Origin of the sequence: Dysgonomonas sp. 511, from assembly GCF_010501105.1 — a bacterium.
In the GTDB taxonomy this organism is placed as follows: domain Bacteria; phylum Bacteroidota; class Bacteroidia; order Bacteroidales; family Dysgonomonadaceae; genus Dysgonomonas.
The window spans coordinates 27032-35230 of the sequence record NZ_QVMQ01000037.1; the positions used below are offsets into that span (position 1 = coordinate 27032).

An 8199-nucleotide genomic window follows, 5' to 3' on the forward strand; every position below is an offset into this window, starting at 1 on the left:
GTTCTTTATTCAAAACTATACCAGATGATAATACAACATTTCACCGACAACGACTTATACAAATTTTCGGTAATGCACGCCATACAGAAGCTTTACCCGTGGTCGTATGTCAAGTACGCATTTACCAACCGGGGCAAGACGGCGTTTCCCGATGGTTTCGCCGCACGTATGCGCGAAGAAGTGAATGCTATGGCAAGTTTGCAGCTTACACGCCAGGAAAAGAAATTCGTAGAAAAGCGTTGCTATTTCTTCGACCCTGTGTTTATCGACTTTCTCGAAGGCTATCGCTACGACCCGTCGGAAGTGACGATAGAGCAGAACGGAGGCGAGCTCAGCGTGGTTGTCGAAGGTTATTGGTATCGCACAGTGTTGTGGGAAGTACCATTGATGGCTATCATATCCGAATTGTATTTCCAAATGACAGGAGCAGCACCGCAGGATGTGGAAGAAAAAGCCATAACGAAAGCCATAGCCTTGAAAGAATTGAAGGCCGACTATTCGGAGTTTGGCACACGCCGCCGTTTTTCGTTCGATGTACAGGATAAAGTGGTGGAAGCTCTCAAAGCCGGGTCGGGAGAGTATTTTAAAGGAACAAGCAACGTATATCTGGCAATGAAACATGATACTATACCTATCGGCACCATGCCGCACGAGTGGTTTATGTATCATGGCGCTGTATTTGGCTATCGTTCGGCTAATATAAAGGGATTGGAAGCATGGGTCGATGTTTACGATGGCAGCCTCGGTATTGCCCTGACAGATACTTATACTACCGATTCGTTTTTCGATTCGTTCAGCCTCAAGCAAGCAAAACTATTCGATGGCGTGAGGCACGACAGCGGCGATCCGCTTGTATTTGCCGACAAGGCGATCCGCTTCTACGAGCAAAACCGTATTGAGCCCGTGTCGAAAACGTTGGTATTCAGCGACTCGCTCAATCTGGAAACTGTAAAGCAAATAAAAGACCATGTTGCAGGCCGCATTCACGATACATACGGAATCGGCACTTTCTTTTCGAACGATGTGGGTGCGAAACCATTAAATATGGTTATCAAGCTGACCGATGTAAAAGCCAATAAGAAGGATGTAAAATATCTAAAGGCAGTCAAATTATCGGATGTATCCGGTAAGCATACCGGCGATCCACAGGAAATAGATTTAAGCCTTAAAACACTGGGGTTTTGACACTTCAGGATAAATAGTAAAAAGAAGGTGTCCTCAAAGAGGTAAGAGTGGTCGGAAGAAATTCCGGCCTCTTTTCATTCTAGCTTAAAGAAGATGTCCGGGTTCCCGTCACATTCTATGACAATCATGGATATAATCAGGTTTCTCATTTCCATAGTAAATCTTCGCTTAGCTGTTTTATGTCCGATATTGTTCGCATGCTTGTATATTAAAATGAGCATAGCTACAATCAGGGTCATGTATAACATAACCTGTATTCCATTTTTGTTTAAAGAAACAAGATGGCTTACATTCAGTTCCTGTTTAATAAAACGAAAGAATACCTCAATATCCCATCTTCGCCTGTAAGCATCCGCTACATCTTTGGCTGAAAGTTTAAACTCATTTGTAATAAACCAAAATACGTTAGCTTCATCTACCTTGCTTTGAACTATAATTAGGCGGAAGGGTTCTTCAACCAATTCTTCCCTGTAATGGATATTACCTCGTTTGTTATTTATGGGTTTGCCCATATATAAATATACTAAACTATCCTTCAATAGGATAAGATTACCTAAATCAGTAGGGGTTTCATTACTAATCAATGATTTAAGTTCTATATGTTTGCGGTTTTCTCTGGAACGGACTATAAAGGTTGCCATTTCTTTATTGAAAGAAGAGATTGTTCTGACAGATTGCAGCCCCCTGTCTATAATATAGATATTCTTGCTCCCACGATAGCCGCTATCTCACGCACTACGCTGGGTTTTTCTGCAATACATACTTTCATTGTGATTTTATTTTTTGATTGTTAATTAATGAATTAGATGTGTCAAAAGTAAGTTAAGAGAAAGTTCAAAATACTTTTGACACATTCCTTCAAAAGAAACATACTTAAAATACGCTGTTAGCATTTTAAAAAGAAAAATCAAACAAGTCTTTCTTTTTTTTATCGAAAGAATATAAGATAGGTGGATTATATGAACTTGTACTTTTTATTTCGTCCAGCTGTACAATAACTCCTGTAGCAAGTACTTTCCGCTGGAAGTTGCGCCTGTCGAGCTTCCTGCCCAATATAATCTCGTATATCTTCCTCAGTTCGCTCATTGTGAACTTCTCAGGAAGCAATTCGCTTCCTGCCGGAATGACGGGAAGAAGTGCGCGTATCATTTCCAGCGCTGTTTTTATAATGTTTTCATGGTCAGAATATAATGGAGGCAAAGCATTTATATCGAACCACTTGGCTACATCTTCCTCTACACTCGACAACTTTACATTATCATATTTCACAAAAGCATAATATCCTAAAGTAACAAACCTTCGTAAAAACCATTGCTCAGCACTATCAACATCCCTGCCTTTATGTACATTCTCCTCGATATATTCCACATTCTGATCCATTTTTGTCCTGTTGGGATCGCTAAACAAGTAGAATTGCTTCAAATAAACATCAGTCACTCCTGTTCGCGAAGTTAATATTCTTATGGCTGCTTCATCCGAACTTTCTTCTTTGTACATGAAACCTCCCGGCAATTGCCAGTATTTACTGATATCAAACTTATTAAGCAATACCCTGAGTTTCTTTTTATAAAAACTCAGAATTACACAATCGACAGAAAAACCGGGATGGATATTATCGGCCGTATAAGGATAGAATAAACTTTTTTCAGTCATATATCATATTTTTTATTTCTCAAAAGTCATTGCAATTCTCACCAATGCAGTATGAAACAAAGGTAATAAAAATATGATAACCTAAATTGTTTCTGCGTTGCAATAACGCAGAATATATGTTTTAAAACATATCTGCGTATTTTTCACGCAGTTTTAGTTTTTTGTTCAAAATTATCCCTCTATATTTGCGTTGTATTAACGCAGTTTTAATAAATAATTATAACCATGAAAAAATTATTTCTATCTATCGGAGTCATACTTCTATCAGTGAATGGTTATTCACAACAGTCTGACAAATTCAACACTGTTGAAAATAACAATGGACCAACATTAGGATATTCGCCTGCGTCGGGAGTGAAAATCTTGACGGTAGACGGACTAAAATTTAAAGATCTTAACAAAAACGGGAAACTTGACAAATACGAAGACTGGCGTCTGCCTGTAGATGAACGGGCAAAAGACCTCGCAAAAAAAATGACAGTGGAACAAATCGCCGGGCTGATGTTATATAGCGGACATCAGGCTGTTCCTTCAAATGAAGCCGGTTTTGCCTCAGGTACATATAATGGAAAAGTTTTTTCACAAAGCGGAGCAAATCCTTGGGACTTATCTGATGCGCAGAAGGTATTTTTGAAAGACGACAACCTGCGCCATGTATTATTAGTAGGAGTGCAAAGCCCTGAAATAGCAGCACGATGGAATAACGTTATGCAAGCATGGGTAGAAGGTATAGGTTTAGGTATCCCTGCCAACAACAGTTCCGACCCTCGTCACTCTGGACAGGTTACAGGTTCTACTGTCGCCGAGTTTAATGCAGGAGCAGGTGGTGAAATATCTGTATGGCCTGACGGACTAGGCATGGCTGCCACATTCGAACCTGACCTGGTAAAACGTTTCGGGCAAATAGCAGCACAAGAATACCGTGCCTTAGGTATCGGTACAGCCCTTTCTCCACAAATAGACCTTGCTACTGAACCACGTTGGTACCGTGCAAGCATGACATTCGGAGAAAGCCCAGCTTTGGCCACAGACATGGCGCGTGCTTACATAGATGGTTTCCAGACCTCGTATGGAAAAGATGAAATTGCGGACGGATGGGGATATAAAAGTGTAAACGCAATGGTAAAACACTGGCCTAGCGGAGGCCCTGAAGAAGGCGGCCGCGACGGGCACTGGGCTTTCGGTAAGTTTGCCGTATATCCAGGGAATAATTTTGAAACACATTTGAAACCATTTACCGAAGGTGCATTCAAACTGGATGGAAAGACAAACATGGCTTCTGCCGTGATGCCTTATTATACAATCTCTTACAATCAGGCAAAAGACGGAACAAATCTGGCAAACGGATTCAGTAAATACATTATTACAGACCTGCTAAGAGAAAAATACGGCTACGACGGTGTTGTCTGTACCGATTGGTTAATCACAGGGGATGAACCTGCAAGTCCCGGTGACTTTGCCGGAAAACCTTGGGGCGTAGAATCTAAAACCGTTGCCGAAAGACATTATATAGCCTTGATGGCCGGAATGGACCAATTTGGAGGCAACAATGAAATGGGACCTGTAATCGAAGCCTATAACATGGGAGTAAAAGAGCATGGAAAGAAATTTATGAGAAACCGCTTTGAACAATCGGCAATACGACTTCTAAGGAATATTTTCCGACTTGGCCTGTTTGAAAATCCATACCTCGACCCAATGGAAAGTGCAAAAACTGTAGGTAACCCCGACTTTATGCAGGAGGGCTATGATGCACAACTAAAATCAATTGTGATGTTGAAAAACAAAGGCAATGTATTGCCAATAAAAGAAAGGAAAACAGTCTATATACCCGAGGTTTACTCACCATCAGTAAAAGACTGGTGGGGCAACTGGTCGAAACAAAGCCTTCAAATGCCAGTAAATCTTGACTTATTGAAAAAATATTACGACATCACAGACAATCCGGCAAAAGCTGATTTTGCTATAGTATTCATCTCAGGGCCTTATAGCAACAACGATGGTGGAGGATATGACAAAAAAGACCGTGAAGCAGGCAGAAACGGATATGTGCCTATCACCCTACAGTATGGAACATATACAGCTGATGACGCCCGCGAACATAGCATAGCCGCCGGAGACCCTGTGGTAGACCCTACAATAAAAAACCGTTCGTATAAAGGAAAAACCGTTACAGCATCGAACACAATGGATTTACGCACTGTATTGAATACTCGTGAAATGATGGGCGATAAACCCGTTATAGTAGTCGCTAACCTGTCGCGTGCAATGGTGTTCAACGAATTTGAAGACAAGGTGGATGCTATTCTTACCCGCTTCTCGGTGAAGGAACAAGCTGTACTGGATATTATTTCCGGCAAATACGAGCCTTCGGGATTGCTACCAATGCAAATGCCTGCCAATATGTCGACCGTAGAAAAACAGTTTGAAGATGTTCCATTCGATATGGAATGCCATAAAGATACAGAAGGCAATGTATACGACTTTGCATTCGGCCTGAACTGGAAAGGTGTGATAAAAGACGCCCGCACAGCTAAATACGGAAATAAATAATCAAAATCCTTAAATTACGCATTATGAAAAAATTGGTAACAAACATAGCATTATTAGCAGCTTTTGCAACCCTATGCATTAGTGTTAATGCTCAGGACAAAGCAAAAAGCGATACTACAAAAGTAGCAGTAGCCGAAAAAGGTAGCGACCGCAATGTGATGCTGAACGCCGCATCTGCCAACGCCGGGCCCCGGAATGTGAATATTGGTCTGCCTGCCAGTGTTGGAGGTACAACAGTATTGGAAAATGATCTACCTGTAGTATACTTCTTCTGGCCCGAAATGCCTTACAAATCGTGGCGTATGGACGGAATGACCAACGGAGTAAAGCTTCTTGACCTTGGACAGACGGCTATCAATATTGGCGATGTAGGTTTCTCAGTAGGGACATATAATAATCTGGGTACTGACAAATTTCAGGGAAATGTAAGCCTCAATTCCAACCACTTCGGATTATTGAATGGCACAGCCAATGTTAGTGGCTCATTCAAGAATGGGTTAAAGTATTCGGTGGGTGCATTTGTAAACTACGACCCGGGTACTTACAAGGTAAGCAAGAATAATATCGACAGATACCTCAATGACCAGACTCAATTATATAAAGTTGCCTTGACTAAAGATTATGCCTTTGGTAGTGGTACAGGTTCGTTCTCGGTTTTCTATAAATATGCTGATTCCAAGTCGATGACTATGCAACAGTATGCTCCTTACAAATATCATCTCGATGGTTCGGTATCTGAATTGGATGACTTTAAGATAGGTGGAGATAATTATATTGCAAGTCAAAAATTCACAGTGATGGACGCTTCAACAGGGCAAATAGTAGAACGTGATGCGTTGGACGACTATGGTTCACGCTCGCATACCGTAGACTTAATCGGAAAGAATAAATTTAACAATGGCCTGAATTTTAACTATATTATCCGGCTTCACTCTGCAAAATCAGGTCTATATCTTCCTATTATGACAGGTATCCAGGAGGAAACATATACAGATGCTAATGGAAATCAGACTACAGGCTATTTGCAGGGAGTGATGGCTCTGGCGTCAAAGAAAACACCTATAAAATCATTGACAAGTTTATTTGAAGTAGGTAAAAAGTCAGGGAACCACGACTGGAAAATCGGTTTGAACCAATGGATATACGACATTGACAAATTTACAACAGAAGGAGTCAACTACAAACAAACAGTGGAAGCCAATCCTAAACGGATAAACGGATCTGAATATTATGGAATGGCCGAATATCACAACGGTACGGAAAACAAGACGGCGATATTTGTAACAGACAAATGGGATGTATCGAATGTTATTACATTAAATGCAGGTGCTCGTCTGGAATATCAGAGTTTGCGAGGTGATTTTATCAATAATGATGATAAAGTAGAAGGCATTCCATATCTTGATAATAAAAAGACAGACATAAATAAAGACTGGTTCAACAAGGCTTTTATGATAAGCGGTGTATATAAAATGACAAAAAACCTTGGGTTATTAGGAGAAGCAACATACAACGAACAAGCAGGACATCTGGAAAACTACTCGGCAGGAAATGAACCGAACTTGAAAAAATCGAAAATACCGGGAGCTGGATTCGGTGTGTTTTACAATCATCCTTTGTTTAGCGTAGTATCGAAAGCTACTTATATCAAGCGTGATGAATACCGTTCTACTGTAAACTTCACAAATCCGAACGATGTAAACCATGTGGAACGTCCTACAGTATCTTATGATATTGAGACTATCGGATGGACTACAGATGTTATGGCTACCCCTTTTAAGAATTTCAACCTGCATGTACTGTTCACTTTACAGGCTCCGAAATACAAAAATTACTCAGGAACAGTAAACTTTGTAAATAAAGCCCCAGGCAAAAACGCTTCTGTAGATTACAACTTCAACGACAATACGGTTACAGGCGTTTCTAAAATGTTGATCGAAATAGACCCAAGTTACCAATGGGATAAAGTAAGAATCTGGGCAAGCGCACGTTATTTCAGTAAAGAGTATGCCAACCTGACAAATTCCCTGTCTTTCAAAGGTCGCTGGGAAACATTCGCAGGCTTAAACTACAATGTCAACAAAAATCTGGAAATAACAGCCTCTGCTGTAAACTTACTGAATCAGCGTGGAGCACAGGGAACAATATCGGGAGCGGATTTGTATACTGCCGATGAGGCAAAAAATATGGAAGGCGCAATCCTTTCAGGAACATATATCCGTCCGTTTACCGTAGAGTTTGGGCTGAAATATAAGTTCTAAAATTAGCCTAATAGGTAATGGATAGAGGCTGGATTCTAAATTTGCAGGAGACTTAGAATCCAGCCTCGTTTTTTTTAGACATCTATTTTCTAATTCAGCCCTGCCTGCTGCTCCATATCCAATGGCAAGCAATAACTGATACCCGGATGCAGACACCGTTCAATGACCCATTTTCGAAGAGCCTCTGCATAAGGTGAGTTGATTCGAAAGGCCATTGCTATAATTACTTCTAAATTTACCTCCCGCAAATCGTACCGGGCACAACTCCCTTTTACACACAAGTCATAAATACAAGTCTTTTTTATGTCAACAATGTGCCCTTTGGATATAGAACAAAGCACAGCATTGATTGCTTGTACCGTTACACAAAAGAGTGAAGGTAATTCCGATTTATGAAGCCATACTGTACCATTTACAGGCTCAAATATCACCAGAGGAGGCAAATTTTGTAGAGCCTGAAGAAAGTTTTACTATAGAGATTACATATCCCAATGGAGTTACACTTCGTGTATATTCCAAGAATACAGCCCCACTGGTAGACTTAATC

The 8199-nt window shown here is 40.7% G+C and carries 5 protein-coding genes; 3 read left to right on the forward strand and 2 right to left on the reverse strand.

Going from position 1 to position 8199, the window contains the following annotated elements:
• Positions 1-24: 24 nt before the first annotated feature.
• Positions 25-1185: a nicotinate phosphoribosyltransferase gene (pncB, locus tag D0T57_RS13630; protein ID WP_163274038.1), complete on the forward strand. Its 1161-nt coding sequence runs from the start codon at positions 25-27 to the stop codon at positions 1183-1185.
• A gap of 74 nt (positions 1186-1259) precedes the next feature.
• On the opposite strand, the gene D0T57_RS15915 is transcribed toward pncB, so the two are convergent.
• On the reverse strand, positions 1260-1886 hold the full coding sequence (locus D0T57_RS15915) for a transposase (protein WP_163274043.1): 627 nt from the start codon (positions 1884-1886) through the stop codon (positions 1260-1262).
• Positions 1887-2079: 193 nt separating this feature from the next.
• A complete protein-coding gene (locus D0T57_RS13640; RefSeq protein ID WP_163274039.1) occupies positions 2080-2838 on the reverse strand; it encodes an NUDIX domain-containing protein in 759 nt (252 codons plus the stop codon).
• A gap of 225 nt (positions 2839-3063) precedes the next feature.
• Between D0T57_RS13640 and D0T57_RS13645 the strand changes: the two genes are divergently transcribed.
• On the forward strand, positions 3064-5391 hold the full coding sequence (locus D0T57_RS13645; RefSeq protein WP_163274040.1) for a glycoside hydrolase family 3 N-terminal domain-containing protein: 2328 nt from the start codon (positions 3064-3066) through the stop codon (positions 5389-5391).
• A gap of 23 nt (positions 5392-5414) precedes the next feature.
• On the forward strand, positions 5415-7652 hold the full coding sequence (locus D0T57_RS13650; protein WP_163274041.1) for a TonB-dependent receptor: 2238 nt from the start codon (positions 5415-5417) through the stop codon (positions 7650-7652).
• Positions 7653-8199: the final 547 nt, after the last annotated feature.

Coding starts and splice junctions, on each gene's coding strand:
- pncB (WP_163274038.1), top strand. CDS start 25: ATGATAATACAACATTTCACCGACAACGACTTATACAAATTTTCGGTA.
- D0T57_RS13640 (WP_163274039.1), bottom strand. CDS start 2,838: ATGACTGAAAAAAGTTTATTCTATCCTTATACGGCCGATAATATCCAT.
- D0T57_RS13645 (WP_163274040.1), top strand. CDS start 3,064: ATGAAAAAATTATTTCTATCTATCGGAGTCATACTTCTATCAGTGAAT.
- D0T57_RS13650 (WP_163274041.1), top strand. CDS start 5,415: ATGAAAAAATTGGTAACAAACATAGCATTATTAGCAGCTTTTGCAACC.